Source organism: Streptomyces sp. NPDC004134 (genome assembly GCF_042874195.1).
Taxonomy (GTDB): domain Bacteria; phylum Actinomycetota; class Actinomycetes; order Streptomycetales; family Streptomycetaceae; genus Streptomyces.
The window spans coordinates 192,128-206,535 of record NZ_JBIAMS010000012.1 but is presented as its reverse complement, the minus strand read 5'-3'; the positions used below and the strand labels follow the sequence as shown (position 1 = coordinate 206,535).

Annotated in this window: 17 protein-coding genes and 1 pseudogene; 10 read left to right on the top strand and 8 right to left on the bottom strand. The window is 74.2% G+C overall.

The features are described 5' to 3' along the window. Positions 1-378 (top strand): annotated as a pseudogene (locus ACFYVJ_RS17690) (DNA polymerase III subunit alpha); the annotation flags it as partial. A gap of 95 nt (positions 379-473) precedes the next feature. Here ACFYVJ_RS17690 and ACFYVJ_RS17685 read toward each other — a convergent pair. Further along, positions 474-659 (bottom strand): hypothetical protein, encoded by a 186-nt coding sequence (locus ACFYVJ_RS17685; RefSeq protein ID WP_388892281.1) that lies wholly within the window; start codon positions 657-659, stop codon positions 474-476. Positions 660-664: 5 nt separating this feature from the next. Next, positions 665-853 (bottom strand): hypothetical protein, encoded by a 189-nt coding sequence (locus ACFYVJ_RS17680; protein WP_388892278.1) that lies wholly within the window; start codon positions 851-853, stop codon positions 665-667. A 236-nt stretch (positions 854-1,089) separates the two neighbouring features. Between ACFYVJ_RS17680 and ACFYVJ_RS17675 the strand changes: the two genes are divergently transcribed. Next, positions 1,090-2,358, top strand: a complete 1,269-nt coding sequence (locus ACFYVJ_RS17675; protein ID WP_388892276.1) for an NYN domain-containing protein — start codon at positions 1,090-1,092, stop codon at positions 2,356-2,358. Between the two features lie 76 nt (positions 2,359-2,434). Here the strand turns inward: ACFYVJ_RS17675 and ACFYVJ_RS17670 are convergent, their stop codons facing one another. The 6 genes from ACFYVJ_RS17670 to ACFYVJ_RS17645 form a co-directional block, all read right to left on the bottom strand. Further along, complete coding sequence (locus ACFYVJ_RS17670) at positions 2,435-3,124, bottom strand: hypothetical protein (protein WP_388892274.1); 690 nt, start codon at positions 3,122-3,124, stop codon at positions 2,435-2,437. A gap of 77 nt (positions 3,125-3,201) precedes the next feature. Beyond that, positions 3,202-4,155, bottom strand: coding sequence for an ABC transporter permease (locus ACFYVJ_RS17665; RefSeq protein WP_388892271.1), 954 nt, complete (start codon positions 4,153-4,155; stop codon positions 3,202-3,204). Then, positions 4,152-5,159, bottom strand: coding sequence for an ABC transporter ATP-binding protein (locus ACFYVJ_RS17660; RefSeq protein WP_388892316.1), 1,008 nt, complete (start codon positions 5,157-5,159; stop codon positions 4,152-4,154). Before ACFYVJ_RS17660 ends, ACFYVJ_RS17665 begins: the two co-directional genes overlap by 4 nt. A gap of 288 nt (positions 5,160-5,447) precedes the next feature. Then, positions 5,448-5,945 (bottom strand): Cys-tRNA(Pro) deacylase, encoded by a 498-nt coding sequence (ybaK, locus tag ACFYVJ_RS17655; protein WP_388892269.1) that lies wholly within the window; start codon positions 5,943-5,945, stop codon positions 5,448-5,450. A gap of 17 nt (positions 5,946-5,962) precedes the next feature. Beyond that, positions 5,963-6,700 (bottom strand): LON peptidase substrate-binding domain-containing protein, encoded by a 738-nt coding sequence (locus ACFYVJ_RS17650; RefSeq protein WP_326795371.1) that lies wholly within the window; start codon positions 6,698-6,700, stop codon positions 5,963-5,965. Positions 6,701-6,730: 30 nt separating this feature from the next. Then, positions 6,731-8,332, bottom strand: a complete 1,602-nt coding sequence (locus tag ACFYVJ_RS17645) for an oxidoreductase (protein WP_388892266.1) — start codon at positions 8,330-8,332, stop codon at positions 6,731-6,733. Between the two features lie 161 nt (positions 8,333-8,493). Between ACFYVJ_RS17645 and hisD the strand changes: the two genes are divergently transcribed. The 8 genes from hisD to hisF all read left to right on the top strand — a co-directional run bounded on the left by hisD (position 8,494) and on the right by hisF (position 14,408). Next, on the top strand, positions 8,494-9,864 hold the full coding sequence (gene hisD, locus ACFYVJ_RS17640) for a histidinol dehydrogenase (protein ID WP_388892263.1): 1,371 nt from the start codon (positions 8,494-8,496) through the stop codon (positions 9,862-9,864). Continuing rightward, positions 9,861-10,967 carry a histidinol-phosphate transaminase gene (locus tag ACFYVJ_RS17635; protein ID WP_388892260.1) on the top strand — a complete coding sequence of 369 codons (1,107 nt, stop codon included), beginning with the start codon at positions 9,861-9,863 and terminating at the stop codon, positions 10,965-10,967. Before hisD ends, ACFYVJ_RS17635 begins: the two co-directional genes overlap by 4 nt. Continuing rightward, complete coding sequence (hisB, locus tag ACFYVJ_RS17630; RefSeq protein WP_047015249.1) at positions 10,964-11,557, top strand: imidazoleglycerol-phosphate dehydratase HisB; 594 nt, start codon at positions 10,964-10,966, stop codon at positions 11,555-11,557. Before ACFYVJ_RS17635 ends, hisB begins: the two co-directional genes overlap by 4 nt. After that, positions 11,557-11,721, top strand: a complete 165-nt coding sequence (locus ACFYVJ_RS17625; protein WP_047015248.1) for a hypothetical protein — start codon at positions 11,557-11,559, stop codon at positions 11,719-11,721. Before hisB ends, ACFYVJ_RS17625 begins: the two co-directional genes overlap by 1 nt. Before the next feature lie 68 nt (positions 11,722-11,789). Further along, complete coding sequence (hisH, locus tag ACFYVJ_RS17620) at positions 11,790-12,461, top strand: imidazole glycerol phosphate synthase subunit HisH (RefSeq protein ID WP_388892314.1); 672 nt, start codon at positions 11,790-11,792, stop codon at positions 12,459-12,461. Beyond that, positions 12,461-13,201: a bifunctional 1-(5-phosphoribosyl)-5-((5-phosphoribosylamino)methylideneamino)imidazole-4-carboxamide isomerase/phosphoribosylanthranilate isomerase PriA gene (gene priA, locus ACFYVJ_RS17615; protein ID WP_388892255.1), complete on the top strand. Its 741-nt coding sequence runs from the start codon at positions 12,461-12,463 to the stop codon at positions 13,199-13,201. The genes hisH and priA overlap by 1 nt, the downstream gene beginning before the upstream one ends. Further along, positions 13,201-13,623 (top strand): Rid family hydrolase, encoded by a 423-nt coding sequence (locus ACFYVJ_RS17610; protein ID WP_388892253.1) that lies wholly within the window; start codon positions 13,201-13,203, stop codon positions 13,621-13,623. The genes priA and ACFYVJ_RS17610 overlap by 1 nt, the downstream gene beginning before the upstream one ends. Next, a complete protein-coding gene (gene hisF, locus ACFYVJ_RS17605) occupies positions 13,620-14,408 on the top strand; it encodes an imidazole glycerol phosphate synthase subunit HisF (protein ID WP_388892250.1) in 789 nt (262 codons plus the stop codon). Before ACFYVJ_RS17610 ends, hisF begins: the two co-directional genes overlap by 4 nt.

Genomic DNA, 14,408 nt, shown 5'->3' with positions numbered 1-14,408 from the left:
ATGTTCTTTCCGGCCACGTACCAGTTGGTCTCCACCCAACTCGTCGAGGACGCCATCGTCTTCGTCAAGGGACGGCTCGACAAGCGCGAGGACGTCCCGCGGCTGGTCGCCATGGAACTCGCCGTCCCCGACCTGTCCGAGGTGTCCGCGAACGCGCCGGTGACGATCACGATCCCCACGGTCAAGGTCACCCCGCCGCTGGTGGAGAAGCTGGGCGAGGTGCTGTCGCAGCACCGCGGCGGCACCGAGGTACGGGTGAAGCTCCAGGGCTCCCGCACCACCACCGTGCTCCGCCTCGACCGGCACCGGGTGACGTCGGACCCGGCGCTCTTCGGCGACCTGAAGGCACTCCTCGGGCCGTCCTGTCTGGCAGGCTGACGGGCGCTGGCCGCCGGGCCGGGGACGGCCCGGTCCGGCGGCCACGCGCGGCATGCACGGGCGCGCCCGGGAGGGGCGCGCCCGCCGGGCCGCGCTCAGTTGTGACCGAAGCGCTTTTCCTTGTGCTTCTGGGTCTTGTGACCCCCGGAGCCGGGGTTCACCGCCTCGCTGACCTGGTCGGGCGGGGGCCTGTCCGCGGACGGGGAGTCGGTCTCCATGCCGCGTTCCTCCGGCGGGGCGGCGGCGCGGTCGTTCTGGCGGTTCCTGTTCTTGCGGCTCATGGGGATCACCGCTCCCCGGTCCTGGGACGCCGGCCGGCGTCGCCCGCGGGCGCCTCGGCCCGGGTGTCCGGCGGCGGGGGCTCGTCGAAGGACTGCCGCCGGCCGCGGTCGGGTATGCCCGCCGGCGAGCCGGCGTACTTGTCCCGGTGGGAATGCTGTTGCTGCTTTTTCTCGCGGTTCTTGCGCTTACCCATCACTGATCCTTTACAGGCGCGGACCCCCGCGGAGATCACCTTCGCACGGCCTGAGATGCCTCGCATGTCGGATAATTACCGTGCGTAGTACGCGCTGTTCATGGCCGGGCATCGGTGTCCGCCACGCCGATGATCGATGCCCTGCTGTTAACCACCCCTCAGTGGGGCAGACTCGAAGGCAACCCGACGTGAACTCCGCGGCACGGGCCCGGAACCGGCTGAGAAGAGGGTGAATCGTGGACCGCTGCGTCGTCCTGGTGGACGCCGGCTACCTGCTGGGCGCCGCCGCGAGCCTGCTCGCCGGGGAACCCGCCCGCTCCCGGATCACCGTCGACCACCCCGCGCTCATCCAGGGCCTGCGGGACCAGGCCGAAGCCGACACCGGCCAGCGCCTGCTGCGGATCTACTGGTTCGACGGCGCCCCCGACCGCGTACCGCAGCCGGAACACCGGCGGCTGCGGGTGATGTCCCGCGTCACCGTCCGCCTCGGCGCGCTCACCCGCAGCGACGGCCGGTGGGCGCAGAAGGGCGTCGACGCCGCGATGCACGCGGAGCTGACCGAGCTGGCCCGCAACCGCGCCTGCGCCGACGTCGTGCTCGTCACCGGCGACGGCGACCTGCTGCCCGGGATGATGTCCGCGAAGGAGCACGGCGTCGCCGTGCACCTGTGGGCGGTCCAGGCCGCCGACGGCGACTACAACCAGTCCGAGGACCTCGTCGCCGAGGCCGACGAGCGGCGCGTGCTCGACCGCGCCTGGATCACCCGCGCCATGCAGGCCAAGGACCTCACCGGCATCTGCGCCCCCAGCCCCGTGCCGCGGCCCGAGATCGCCGCGATCCTCTCCGCCCCGCCCTCGGAGACCTCCGTCGCCGGCAAGCAGACGGCCGTCGCCAACGGCACCGCGCAGGCCACCGCCCCGGTCACCGAGCGCCGCCACGACGACGCGGGCACGGCCCCCGACGCCGTACCCGACGACGAGGACGACCCCGGCGGCAAGGGCGGCGTGCCCACCCCGAAGGACCTCGCGAGCCTGGGCCGCCCCGCCGTGCCCGAGGGCCGCCACGGGCACCCCGTCGGCAACGCCACCCTGCGCTGGTCGTCCGACCGCGGCTGGGTGGAGCGGCCGGGTGCCGAGCCGCCGGACGTCGCCGGGCTGCCCACGCTCGCCCAGCTCACCACCGCGGAGCAGCGCTGGGCGGACCGCGAGGAGGACATCACCGTCATCGGCGGCGACCCGTTCGAGGTGGGGCAGGTCTTCGCCAGGCGCTGGATGGAGCGGCTGGCGGACCAGGCGAAGCTGCGGCTGCTGGCCGGCCAGTACCCGCGTATCCCGCACCGCATCGACGGCGAGCTGCTGCGCTACGCCGCCCGCTTCGGGCTGCTGGCGCACAAGGACGACCAGATCGACGAGCGCGACCGCTACGCGATCAGGGCCGGGTTCTGGCGCGAGGTGGACGTCAGCTCCGCCGCCGAGCACGCGCAGGCCGCGGAGCCGGAGGCGTAGGGCCCGCCGGGCGGCGTCGCGCGCCGCCCGTGGGTCCGCCGTACGAACCGGGCCCCGGGCCCGCCCCGGGCCCGCCTCAGGACGTCGGGGAGCCCCAGCCCTGCCAGCCGCCCGTCGGCGGCGGCGGCGCCTGCGGCTCCGGGTCGCGCGGGCCGAACAGCCCGGTCAGCACCAGGTGCACGGCCATCGCCGCCCCCGGCCAGGCCAGCAGCGCGCCCTTGGCCTTCAGTTCCAGCGGCGCGTCGAGGCCGCTGCCGTCGCTCATCTCGGCGGCCCGCTGCGCCACGTTCCCGGGCGGCCCCAGCCAGATGCCGAACCGCCAGGCCACCACGGCACCGATCAGCGAGCCCAGCGCCAGCCCCAGCACCAGCGGCAGCCCGCCGCGGCGCCGCCACAGGAACACCGCCAGCGCCGTCACCGCGCCGAAGGCCAGCCCCAGCAGGGCGAACGTGCCGTCGATGGAGATCGCGTCCTCGCTCTCGCTCTCCTTCAGCCAGGCATCGCCCCCGCGCACGACCAGCGGCACCCGGGGCGCGAACTGCTCCCACAGGAAGCCCAGCAGCAGGCCCAGCGCCGCCACGCCCACCATGAGCAGGAACGCCTGCCACAGCTCCCCGGCGAGATCGGTGTCGTCGTCGCCCCCGGCCTTCCGGCCGCCCTTCCCGCCGGTCGGTTTGCCGCCGCCGGAGGCGGGCGGGTACTGCCAGGGGTTGTGGCCCGGCTGCTCGTGCGGGGGTTGCTCGTGCGGTGTCAGGGGAGCTGTCACCCCGTCATCGTGCCAGGGCCCGGGCCGCCCGCCGTAGCCAGGACGGTCGTTCGGAATGTCGCCGTGACCGCCGGCGCTCACGACCGCAGCGCCGCCCGGCGGTACGCCCACGTCGCCGCCGCCAGCGCGGGCACCCCGACCCCGGCGCAAACCCCCAGGTCGGCGAGGACCGCGGCCCAGTCGGGGCTGGGCGCGAAGGTCTCCATCAGCGCCTCCACGCCGTACGTGGACGGCAGCAGGTCGCGCGCGAAGGACACCGCTCCCGGCATCCGCTCCGCGGGCAGCACGCCGAGCAGCAGCGCCGCCGACATGCCGAGCTGGCCGCAGAGCGTCGCCAGCTCGGGCCGCGGCGCCAGCAGCCCGAGCATCGCACCGAGCCCGGCCAGCGCGGCGCCTGACAGCGGTACGACGGCCACGAGGATCCACAGGTGCGTCAGCGGCAGCTCGAAGAGCAGGCTGCCGGTCACGGCCGTGACGACCGTGCCGGGAACGGTGAACGAGGCGTACGCGCCGGCCGCGCCGAGCACCACCGCGGCGGGCGGCACCGGGAGGGTCGCGTAGTGGTCGAGACCGCCGGTGGCGCGCAACTGGCCGAAGTACTGGGCGAGCAGGTTCAGCGCCACGAACGCCACGATCAGCACCGTGGACCCCGCCACCACGGCGTGGGCCTCGGAGCTGCGCGCCTCGGCGTCGACCACGCCGCGCATCAGGACCATGATCCCGATGGACTGGAAGGTGGCGACGAAGAGCAGCGGGAGCCGGGCGACCCTGGCGCGCGAGAGCTGGGCGCGGTAGACGGCGGCGAGGGCGGGGAGGAGCGGCACGCGGGGCGCGAGCGGGGCGGACGCGGCGGGCCTGGCGGAACCCCTGCCGGTGCCGGCGGCTCCGGTGTCCTCGGCGGATCCGTTCGGCACGGCGGTCCCCCCTGCGGTCCCGTTCGCGGGGGCGGGCCGGGGTACCGCCGGTCCCGTAGCCGCGGGCCCCGGGCCGTCGGGCGGGGCCTGCGCGAGGCCGAGGTGTCCGTCCGTCATGCCTTCACCAGTCCCTCGTCCCGCCCGCCGAGGGCCAGGTAGACGTCCTCCAGGCTCGGCGTCGTCAGCGTGAAGTCGTCCAGCGCGGCGAACGCGGGACCGCCCGTGACCGCCGCGACCGCGGCGCGCGCCGCGTCCTCCGGCAGCCGCAGCGTCCAGCGGCGGCCCGTGCGGCGGGCGGTACGGGCCAGCTCCGCGATCTGCGGCAGGTCGAGCGGCGGCTGGTCGCGCCAGACCAGGTCGACCCGGACCTCCCCGCCCACCAGGGCCTTCAGCCCGGCGGGGGAGTCGCAGGCGATGACCCGCCCGCGGTCGAGCACCGCGACCCGGTCGAGCACGGTCTCGGCCTCGATGACGTTGTGCGTGACGAGCAGCACGGTCGCGCCCCGCTCGGCCCGGCGCCGGTCGATCGCCGCCCACACGGCGCGGCGGGCCACCGGGTCCATCGCCGTGGTCGGCTCGTCCAGCACCAGCAGCGGGCGCTCGCCGACCAGCGCCGCCGCCACGCACGCCAGCCGCCGCTCGCCGCCGGAGAGCCGGCGCAGCGGGCGGTCGGCGAGGCGGTCGAGGCCGAGTTCGCCGAGCACCGCGTCGCGTTCCGTGCGGGCCGCGGCCGCGGGCAGGCCGCGCAGCCGGGCGGTGGTCTCGGCGGCCAGCGCCACGGTCAGGTCGTCGAGCGCCGTGGACTCCTGGCCGAGGTACGCCAGCAGCCGCGCGGCCAGCTCCGGGCGGCGTACGAGGTCGTGGCCGAACAGCTCGATGCTGCCGGAGTCGGGCCGCAGCAGGCCGGTGAGCTGGCGTACGAGGGTGGACTTGCCGGCGCCGTTGGGCCCGAGGAGGCCGAAGATCTCGCCGGCGTGGATGTCGAGCCCGACGCCGTCGCAGGCCCGTACGGGACCGGCGGGGGAGACGGGGGCCGCGGGCCGCCCGGCGTCCCCGCGGGCGGCCCTGCGCCGCCGGCGCTTCTCACGGGGTGCCGGATAGGTCTTCACGAGCGCGCGCACGGCACACACCACCGCGCCCGGCGGGGTGGCGGTCCCGGCCGCGGCAGGACCCGCCGCTTCGCTGCGCGTACTCACGAACTACGAGGGTACGCGGTGCCGAACGGCCCGCCCGCCGGGGGGAGGGCTGCGCGGAGCCTGGACGGATTCAGTGCACTCCGGTATGACCTGGACATGTCGAAGAAAACGCGCAAGCGCAAGTGGCGTACCCGCAAGGGCAAGGCCAACCACGGCCGCCGGCCCGCGTAGCGGAAACCCGGAAACCCGGAAACCCGCACGCCCGGCGCCGCGTCAGCGGCCGTCGCGCGCGATGGGCGCCACGACCGCGCCCGTCAGCTCCGCCAGCACCGTCGGCGACAGCTCCACCTCCAGGCCGCGCCGGCCCGCGGAGACGCAGACCGTCGGCCGCCCCTCGGCCGAGGAGTCCAGCACCGTCGGCAGCCGCTTGCGCTGGCCCAGCGGGGAGATGCCGCCGCGGACGTAGCCCGTGGTGCGCTCGGCGTGCGCCGGGTCCGCCATCACGGCCTTCTTGCCGCCGGCCGCCGCGGCCAGCGCCTTCAGGTCCAGCGCGCCCGAGACCGGCACGATCGCGACGGTCAGCGCGCCGTCGACCTCGGCGACCAGGGTCTTGAAGACCTGGCCCGGATCGACGCCGAGCGCTTCCGCCGCCTCCTCGCCGTACGAGGCGGCGGCGGGGTCGTGGGCGTACGCGTGGACGGTGAACTCGGCGCCGGCCTTGGTCAGCGCCACCGTGGCCGGGGTGGACCCGGCCTGCTTCTTCTTGGCCATGGGGAGGGGAACCGGGGTCAGTTGGGGCTCGTCGGGTGCCGCGTCAGGTCGACCGCGGGCAGCGACGGGAGCTTACCCAGCACCGCGCTCTCGCGCCGCAGGATTTTCAGCTCGGCCGACAGCCGCGAGGCGGTGTCCCGCGCCTGGAGGAGCTGCTGCTTCGACGGGGTGTCCAGCACGGCGGCCGCGGCGACGAGATACGACAGCACCGACGGCTCGTCCGGCAGCTCCGTGGCCGCGCCCAGCGAGCGTTCGCGGGCGCCGGCCAGCCTCTTCTGGTACGTCCTGAAGGCCCGTACGACCGCCGCGGACAGCACGCCCGCGCCCTCGCCCGACTGCTCGGGCAGCGCCTCGACCTCACCGGTCAGATACTCGCCCGAGGCGTCCACCGACAGCAGCCGGAACCTGCGGGTGCCGGTGACCAGCACCTCGTACCCGCCGCTGTCCTTCTCCCGGATCGTCGCCGCGTCCGCGACGCAGCCGACGCCGTAGAACGCCTGCATCGGGTCGGCGCCGAAGCCGGCCGCGGGGCCGCGCTCGGGCAGCGCGGTCTGGTCCGGCAGCCCCGGACCCGTGGGCGCGACCTCGCGGCCGTCCCGGATCGCCACCACGCCGAACCGCCGCTCCGCCTCGGGCAGCTTGCGCAGGTCGCGCATCATCGCCCGGTACCGCTCCTCGAACACGTTCAAGGGCATGACGAGGCCCGGGAACAGCACCGCGTTCAGCGGGAAGAGGGGCAGGCGTGCGGTGGTCACAGGCGGATCCTAACGGTCCCGGCCGGTACCTCACTGGCGGCGCAGCGCACGGGAGACGCCGGCCGCCACCGTGGTGGCGAGCACCCAGCCGGCGAGCACGAGCACCGTGGCCGTCCACTGGTAATGCCCCGACTGATGCCAGGCGTTGTCCTGGCCCAGGTCGATGACGGGCAGCAGCAGATCGAGCACGTAGAGCGGCGGGCTCCACTCGGGTCCCTCGCCGGGGCGCAGTGCGCGCGGCTCCTGGTGCGCGAAGTACAGCGAGCCGACCGCCCAGAGGACCGCCATCCACACCACGGCGCGGGTGGGGCGGTAGCCGTACGCGACCGTCCAGTCCTGCAACAGGCCCCACGCCTTGCCGGTCAGCGGCAGCGTCTCGCGCTGGCGGCGGTGCTTGGCGAGCATGACCTCGCGGGCCTCGTGGTCCTCACCGGTGTTGCGCAGGACGGCGGCCAGCACCTCGTACGGCTCGGGGGAGAACTCCGGGGTGGCGGCCTCCACCCACTCCAGCCGGTGCACCAGCGGGAAGGCGCCGACGGGTATGAGGTGCTCGTAGAAGAAACCCGCCATCGCCAGCCGCCCGGGTCCCGGCCAGCTCGTGTACTTGTCGCGGAGGTTGACCACCCGGGCGCCCGACAGCACCACCCTGCCCCCCTCCGGCTCGCGGCCCATGAAGCGCAGCTCGGGCGTCTGGATCCGGCGCAGCGACATCTCCTGCTCCGGGTCCATCACGAAGCGCGCGCCGTCGAGGTCGACGGAGTCGCCGAAGCGGCCGTCGTCCAGGCGCAGCCCGCCGTGGCACTCGAAGCGCTGCATCCGCGTGCCGCGCGGCGGGGTGTGGCCGCTGATGCCGTACGGGGGCGTGGCCCCGCCCGTCGCGGCCTCGGGGACCGCCGCCGGGCCCATGTGCAGCGAGCGCTCGACGGTGAGCTGCGGCGCGTTGAGCGCGCGCTTGCCGTACGGGTTGCGCAGGACGCTGCCGCTCAGGTTCAGCGAGACGCCGACGTTCGCGCCGCGCATCCGCAGCTCGCCGTGCGCCTGGAGCAGGTCGGCCTGGAGGTCCTGGCCGACGGTGATGCCGTCGGCGGCGACGGCCACGCCGCGCCGGTCACGGCCGACGGTGAGCTGGCTGAGCAGCAGGTCCGTGCCTATGTGGGCGTCCGTGAGCCGGATGCCGCCGTCCACCGTGCAGCGGGGCATGTGCATGTCGCCGCTGGTGGTCAGCCGGGCGGCCTCCAGCCGCGGCACCGAGCACTCCACCAGGCGCAGCGTGGCGAAGGAGCACTCGGGCAGCAGCATCTCGTTCTCGAAGCGGCAGTTGCGCAGCTCCACGTACGGCTCGACGCGGCCGCCGGAGAGGTCGAGCGTGCCGGTGACGTACGCCCCGGCCAGCTTGAGCGACGACACCCGGCCGGGACGGGCCGGCGGGCCGTGCAGCAGGAGCCGGGCGAGTAAGGAGGCGCGCACGCTGCGCTCCGGCCCCCAGACGTGCAGCCCCGCCGGGTCGTTCTGCCCGGGATCGCGCGAACGCAGGTCGTATGTAACTCCTTCCTGGAAGGCTTCCCACAGCCCCCGCTCCGTCGCCGAAAGGTCCTCGGGCGCCTCCGCCCGGTCGTGCTGTACAGCGGTCAACGACAAGCTCCCCTGCTCTGCCCGCGTCCGTCCCGTACGGCTCTGATTCCCCTCGGGGCGGCACACTGAACGCTAGTACCAGGTACTGACAGTGACGATTTTGCGGTCCAGCCTGTGGACAACCGGGCCGGGGACCCGGGGTGTCTGAGAGACTTGAGCACGTGATCTCCCGAATCGATCTGCGCGGCTCCGCCGCCGCTTCCGACGCAGGCGGCGGCATCGACCGCGACCTGCTGCCCCGTGCCGAGCTCGACGTCGAGGCCGCCCTGGAGAAGGTGCGCCCGCTGTGCGAGGACGTCCGGCATCGCGGCACCGCGGCGGTGATCGAGATCACAGAGCGTTTCGACGGAGTGACGCTGGACCGGCTCCGGGTGCCCGCGGAAGCGCTCCGGCGCGCGCTGGCCGAGCTGGACCCGAAGGTGCGCGCCGCGCTGGAGGAGTCGATCCGCCGCGCCCGCATCGTCCACCGCGAGCAGCGCCGCGCCGACACCGCCGTGCGGGTCGTCCCCGGCGGGACGGTCACGGAGCGCTGGCTCCCGGTCGCCCGCGTCGGGCTGTACGTGCCGGGCGGCCAGGCCGTGTATCCCTCCTCCGTCGTCATGAACGTGGTGCCGGCCCAGGAGGCGGGCGTGCCGTCGCTGGCCGTCTCCTCGCCCCCGCAGAAGGACGTGCCGAACGCGTGGGGCGCGGGGCTGCCGCACCCGACGATCCTCGCCGCCTGCGCCCTGCTCGGCGTGGACGAGGTGTACGCGGCGGGAGGCGCCCAGGCCGTCGCCATGTTCGCGTACGGGACCGAGGAGTGCGCCCCCGTCGACCTGGTCACCGGCCCGGGGAACGTGTATGTGGCCGCCGCCAAGCGACTGTTGAAGGGCCGCATCGGCATCGACGCCGAGGCGGGACCCACCGAGATCGCCGTCCTCGCCGACGACACCGCGGACCCCGCGTACGTCGCCGCGGACCTCATCAGCCAGGCCGAGCACGACGAGCTGGCCGCCGCCGTGCTGGTCACGCCGTCGGAGCGGCTGGCCGAGGCGGTCGAGGCCGAGCTGAAGACGCAGGTGGCCGCGACCCGGCACGTGGAGCGGATCACCGCCGCGCTGGGCGGCCGGCAGTCCGGCATCGTGCTCGTGGACGACCTGGAGGCCGGCCTGCGCGTCGTCGACGCCTACGCCGCAGAGCACTTGGAGATCCAGACCGCCGACGCCGCCGCGCTCGCCGCCCGGGTGCGCAACGCCGGCGCGATCTTCGTCGGCCCGTACGCCCCGGTCTCGCTGGGGGACTACTGCGCCGGCTCCAACCACGTGCTGCCCACCGGCGGCTGCGCCTGCCACTCCTCGGGCCTGTCCGTGCAGTCCTTCCTCAAGGGCATCCACGTCGTGGACTACACGCGCGACGCCCTCGCCGAGGTCACCGAGCACGTGGTGAACCTCGCGGAGGCCGAGGACCTGCCCGCCCACGGCGCCGCGCTGAAGGCCCGTTTCGCCGGAGGCGAACCAGGCCGGCACAGCTCATGGAAGGTGCCTCAGCAGTGACCGCGATCGACGACCTGCCCGTCCGCGAAGAGCTGCGCGGCAAGTCCCCGTACGGCGCGCCGCAGCTCGACGTGCCCGTCCGGCTGAACACCAACGAGAACCCCTACCCGCTGCCCGAGCCCCTGGTCAGGCGCATCGCCGAGCGCGTCACCGAAGCGGCCCGCCAGCTCAACCGCTACCCCGACCGGGACGCCGTGGAGCTGCGCACCGAGCTGGCGCGCTACCTGTCGCGCACCGCGGGCCACGAGGTGACCGCCGCCCAGGTGTGGGCGGCCAACGGGTCCAACGAGGTCATCCAGCAACTGCTGCAGACCTTCGGCGGCCCCGGCCGCACCGCCATCGGCTTCGAGCCGTCGTACTCGATGCACGCGCTGATCTCCCGCGGCACCGGCACCGGTTGGCTCTCGGGCCCGCGGCGCGACGACTTCACCATCGACGCCGGCGCCGCCGAGCGCGCCATCGCCGAGCACCGCCCCGAGGTGGTGTTCGTCTGCTCGCCGAACAACCCCACCGGCACCGCCGTGGACCGCGAGACCGTCCTGCGGCTGTACGAGGCCGCGCAGGCGGCGGGCCCGGCGATGGTCGTGGTGGACGAGGCGTACGGCGAGTTCAGCCACCGCCCCTCGCTGCTGCCCCTGATCGAGGGCCGCCCCCGGCTGGTCCTCACCCGCACGATGTCCAAGGCGTTCGGCGCCGCCGGCCTGCGGCTGGGCTATCTCGCCGCCGACCCCGCCGTGGTCGACGCGGTCCAGCTCGTCCGGCTGCCGTACCACCTGTCCGCCGTCACCCAGGCCACCGCGCTCGCCGCCCTGGAGCACACCGATACCCTGCTCCAGTACGTCGAACAGCTCAAGCAGGAGCGGGACCGGCTGGTGTCGGAGCTGACCGCGCTCGGCTGCGAGGTCACCGAGTCCGACGCCAACTTCGTCCAGTTCGGCCGCTTCCCGGACGCACATGCGGCATGGGAGCGGCTGCTGGACGCGGGCGTACTGGTCCGTGACAACGGCGTGCCCGGCTTCCTGCGCGTCAGCGCAGGCACACCGGCGGAGAACGACGCGTTCCTCGATGCGGTGCGCGCGCTGAAGAAGGAGAGCAACTCATGACCCGCGTGGGCCGCGTCGAGCGCACCACGAAGGAGACCTCGGTCGTCGTCGAGCTGAACCTCGACGGCCGCGGCGAGGTCTCAGTGTCGACGGGCGTCGGCTTCTTCGACCACATGCTCGACCAGTTGGGCCGCCACGGCCTCTTCGACCTCACCGTCAAGACCGACGGCGACCTGCACATCGACAGCCACCACACCATGGAGGACACCGCGCTGGCCCTGGGCGCCGCCTTCCGGCAGGCCCTCGGCGACAAGCGCGGCATCGTGCGGTTCGCCGACGCCTCCGTGCCGCTGGACGAGTCGCTGGCCCAGGTCACCGTCGACCTGTCCGGACGCCCGTACCTGGTGCACACCGAGCCCGAGGGCATGGCCCCGATGATCGGCGCGGACTACGACACGACGATGACCCGGCACATCCTGGAGTCGTTCGTCGCCCAGGCGCAGATCGCGCTGCACGTCCACGTGCCCTACGGGCGCAACGCGCACCACATCGTGGAGTGCCAGTTCAAGGCCCTCGCCCGCGCCCTGCGCTACGCGGCGGAGATCGATCCGCGGCAGACCGGCATCCCGTCGACCAAGGGCGCGCTCTGATGAACGGCCTGTCGATACTGCTGATCTTCGTGGGGCTCTTCCTGCTCGGCGGCGTCATCTCCTTCGTCAAGCAGGGCCAGTCGAAGAACGTGATCGCCGTGCTCGCCATCGGCGCCGCGATGGCGCTGGCCGCGGGCGTCCTGCGGCTGGGGGTGTGGGGTTGACCGACCGCGCCGCGTCCACCGCTCCCACCGCCTCCGCCGGGCCCGGGGCCACGGCGGCGCCGGCCGCCGTGCCCGCCGCCCGCCGCGGCGACGGCAGCGGCGGCGGGCGCAAGAGCGTCGTCGTCTTCGACTACGGCTTCGGGAACGTCCGCTCCGCCGAGCGCGCCGTCGCCCGCACGGGCGCCGAGGTGGAGATCACCGGTGACTACGACCGGGCGATGGCCGCCGACGGCCTGCTCGTGCCCGGCGTCGGCGCCTTCGCCGCCTGCATGGGCGGGCTGAAGGAGGCCCGCGGCGACTGGGTCGTCGAGCGCCGGCTGGCCGGCGGCAGGCCCGTGCTGGGCATCTGCGTCGGCATGCAGATCCTCTTCGAGCAGGGCGTCGAGCACGGCGTACGGACCGACGGCATGGGCGAGTGGCCCGGCACGGTCGAGGCGCTGCAGGCGGACATCGTGCCGCACATGGGCTGGAACACCGTCGAGATCGCGCCCGGCTCCCGGATGTTCGCGGGCATAGACGCCGGGGAGCGTTTCTACTTCGTGCACTCCTACGCCGCCCGCCGATGGGAGCTGGAGGTGCACAACCCGCGCATCTCCCCGCCCGCCGTCACCTGGAGCACCCACGGCGAGCCGTTCGTCGCAGCCGTCGAGAACGGACCCCTGTGGGCCGCCCAGTTCCACCCCGAGAAGTCCGGCGACGCCGGTGCCCTCCTCCTCAAGAACTGGATCGAGACCCTCTGATGACGCCCCGCGAGATGACCACCGCCCTGGAGCTGCTGCCCGCCGTCGACGTCCGCGACGGCCAGGCCGTACGCCTGGTGCACGGCGAGTCCGGCACCGAGACGGGCTACGGCGATCCGCTGGAGGCCGCACTCACCTGGCAGCGCGCCGGCGCCGAGTGGCTGCACCTAGTCGACCTCGACGCCGCCTTCGGCACCGGCGACAACCGCGCCCGTATCGGCGAGGTGGTCGCGGCGATGGAACTCAAGGTCGAGCTCTCCGGCGGCATCCGCGACGACGCGTCGCTGGTCGCCGCCCTCGCCACCGGCTGCACCCGCGTCAACCTCGGCACCGCCGCGCTGGAGTCCCCCGAGTGGGTCGCCCGGGTCATCGCCGAGCACGGCGACCGCATCGCCGTCGGCCTCGACGTCCGCGGCACCACGCTGCGCGGCCGCGGCTGGACCCGCGACGGCGGCGACCTCTACGAGACGCTGGCCCGGCTCGACGCCGAGGGCTGCGCGCGCTACGTGGTCACCGACATCGACAAGGACGGCACCCTCCAGGGTCCCAACCTGCAACTGCTGCGCGACGTCTGTGCCGCCACCGACCGGCCGGTCGTCGCCTCCGGCGGCGTCTCCTCCCTCGACGACCTGCGGGCCCTCGCCACGCTCGTCCCGGAGGGAGTCGAAGGGGCGATCGTCGGGAAGGCGCTCTACGCGAAGGCGTTCACGATGGAAGAGGCGTTGGAGGCGGTGTCCTGATGGCCGGTGGCGGTGTGCGTCGAATCTCGTCCGGTGCCCCCTGGGAGGAGGAGTTCGGTTACTCGCGCGCGGTGGAGTTGCCCAACGGCCTCGTGCTGGTGGCCGGCTGCACGTCCGTCGTGGACGGCGTGATCGTCGGTGAGGGCGATCCGCACACCCAGGCCATGACCGCCTTCGGCGTCGCGTTCGAGGCGCTGAAGCGGGTCGGCCTGGAGCGCGAGGACGTCGTGCGGACCCGGATGTTCCTCACCCACGCGCGCGACGTGGAGGCGGTCGGCGGGGCGCACAAGGAGCTGTTCGACGCGATCCGCCCCGCCGCGTCGCTGATCATCGTCTCCGGCTTCGTCGACTCGCGGCTGGTCGTCGAGGTCGAGGTGGAGGCGTACCGGCCAGGCGGCTCCCGGGAAGCGGCCGGCGCATGAGCCTTGCGGTACGGGTCATCCCCTGCCTCGACGTGGACGGCGGCCGGGTCGTCAAGGGCGTCCACTTCCGGAACCTGCGCGACGCCGGCGACCCCGTCGAGATGGCCAAGGTGTACGACGCGGAGGGCGCGGACGAGCTGACGTTCCTCGACATCACCGCGTCCTCCGGCGACCGCGAGACGACGTACGAGATCGTGCGCCGCACCGCGGAGCAGGTCTTCATCCCGCTCACGGTCGGCGGCGGCGTGCGTACGGTCGCGGACGTGGACCGGCTGCTGCGCGCGGGCGCCGACAAGGTCGGCGTCAACACCGCGGCGATCGCCCGCCCGGAGCTGATCCGCGAGATCGCCGACCGCTTCGGCAGCCAGGTGCTGGTGCTCTCGGCGGACGCGCGGCGCTGCGGCGACGGCGCGGCGACGCCCTCGGGCTTCGAGGTGACCACCCACGGCGGGCGGCGCGGCACGGGCCTCGACGCCGTCGAATGGGCCGAGCGGGCCGCCGAGCTGGGCGCGGGCGAGATCCTGCTCAACTCGATGGACGCCGACGGCACCAAGGACGGCTACGACACGGAGATGATCGCCGCCGTCCGCAAGCGCGTGACGGTCCCCGTCATCGCCAGCGGCGGCGCGGGCCGCCTCGACCACTTCCCGCCGGCGATCGACGCGGGCGCCGACGCGGTGCTGGCGGCGTCGGTGTTCCACTTCGGGGACCTGCGGATCGGCGAGGTCAAGGAGACGCTGCGCACCGCGGGCCGCGCCGTACGGGCCACGCCGCCCCGGGGCTGA

Coding starts and splice junctions, on each gene's coding strand:
- ACFYVJ_RS17685 (WP_388892281.1), bottom strand. CDS start 659: ATGAGCCGCAAGAACAGGAACCGCCAGAACGACCGCGCCGCCGCCCCG.
- ACFYVJ_RS17680 (WP_388892278.1), bottom strand. CDS start 853: ATGGGTAAGCGCAAGAACCGCGAGAAAAAGCAGCAACAGCATTCCCAC.
- ACFYVJ_RS17665 (WP_388892271.1), bottom strand. CDS start 4,155: ATGACGGACGGACACCTCGGCCTCGCGCAGGCCCCGCCCGACGGCCCG.
- ybaK (WP_388892269.1), bottom strand. CDS start 5,945: ATGGCCAAGAAGAAGCAGGCCGGGTCCACCCCGGCCACGGTGGCGCTG.
- hisB (WP_047015249.1), top strand. CDS start 10,964: ATGACCCGCGTGGGCCGCGTCGAGCGCACCACGAAGGAGACCTCGGTC.
- ACFYVJ_RS17625 (WP_047015248.1), top strand. CDS start 11,557: ATGAACGGCCTGTCGATACTGCTGATCTTCGTGGGGCTCTTCCTGCTC.
- priA (WP_388892255.1), top strand. CDS start 12,461: ATGACGCCCCGCGAGATGACCACCGCCCTGGAGCTGCTGCCCGCCGTC.
- ACFYVJ_RS17610 (WP_388892253.1), top strand. CDS start 13,201: ATGGCCGGTGGCGGTGTGCGTCGAATCTCGTCCGGTGCCCCCTGGGAG.
- hisF (WP_388892250.1), top strand. CDS start 13,620: ATGAGCCTTGCGGTACGGGTCATCCCCTGCCTCGACGTGGACGGCGGC.